The 1,266-nt window shown below is 38.0% G+C and carries 1 protein-coding gene; it reads right to left on the bottom strand.

What is annotated here, in order from left to right; all coding sequences use genetic code 11:
- Nucleotides 1-34: 34 nt before the first annotated feature.
- Nucleotides 35-1,200, bottom strand: a protein-coding gene (locus tag ACK2M2_RS16395; protein ID WP_085940844.1) for an IS3-like element ISAba22 family transposase whose coding sequence is annotated in 2 segments (ribosomal slippage) — nt 35-942 and nt 942-1,200 — 1,167 coding nt in all. Because the reading frame shifts where the segments join, the coding sequence is not laid out codon by codon here.
- Nucleotides 1,201-1,266 lie beyond the last annotated feature (66 nt).

Below are 1,266 nucleotides of genomic sequence, written 5' to 3' on the forward strand. Positions count from 1 at the left end.
GCTGAATTATCAGGAGACTTTCCCTTGGGAGATTCTAGGCAGCCAACTTATAAAAGTCTTCGGCCATTTGATTTGGTGTCTTAAAACCCAAACCCTTTTGAATTCTTCGATGATTATAAAATAACTCAATGTATTTTATAATATCTGCTTTGGCTTCTTCTCTGGTTTGATAGTTGTAATGATGCACTAACTCATTTTTCAGTATTCCCCAAAAGCTTTCAATCGGTGCATTATCGTAACAGTCTCCGCGCTTGCTCATTGAACCTTGAAAACCATATTGCTCAAGTATATTTCGATATTCATGGCTGCAATATTGACTTCCTCTGTCTGAATGCACAATCAGTTCTTTGGTTGGTTTTTGATTGTGAATAGCCATATTTAGCGCATTACAAACAAGCTGTGTTGTCATGCGCTCATTTAAGCTATAGCCAACCACTTGCTTCGTGTAAAGGTCTTTTACCGCTGCTAAGTACAGCCATCCTTCAACAGTCCATATGTACGTAATATCACTTGACCATGCTTGATTTGGTCTAGTCATTGAGAATTGTTGCTCCAGCAGGTTTTCATAGATCGCTCGATTATGGTCACTATTCGTAGTCCTTTTAAAACGCTTGTGTCGCTTACAATACAGGTGGTTCAGCGCTTTTATCTGACGTACAGCGTACATACTCATTTTTATACCCTGAGCTTGTAAGTATTTGGTTAATCGAATATAACCATAGCTCTGCCTTGTCTCCTCATGGGCTATTTTCACCAATATCGTCTGTTGATTTCGTTGAATCGTTCTTTTGCTCACGCCTCTCTTGAGCCAATCATAAAAACATGAAACTGAAACATGAAGTAATCGAGCCATTAAGGTAATTGGAAAAGAATATCTTTTTTGTTTCATATAGGCGTACCTTACTGACTTTCTTTGGCAAAGTACGCTGCTGCCTTTTTTAAAAATTCACGTTCCATTTCAGCTATTTTGAGCTGTTGTTTGAGTTTTTTATTTTCTTCGAGTAGAGCGTTTAGATCAGGTGAATACTGTTTTGTACCTGCTAAAGTTCCAGCCTTTGCTTTGGTATTCCAATTTGAAAGAGTTTGCATTGAAATGCTAAGTTGTCTGGCTGTTTCCGAGACATTGCCTTGATTGGCTTCAATTAATTTTATGGCTTCAGCTTTAAATTCTGTGGTGTAAGTCTTGTGTTTCTTGCTCATGGTAAACTCCTGATGAGTGTGTTTAGTTTACCAAGTTAAAACCTCCTGTTTTTTCAGCACACATCA

This window comes from Acinetobacter sp. TY1, from assembly GCF_048551395.1.
Lineage (GTDB): Bacteria > Pseudomonadota > Gammaproteobacteria > Pseudomonadales > Moraxellaceae > Acinetobacter.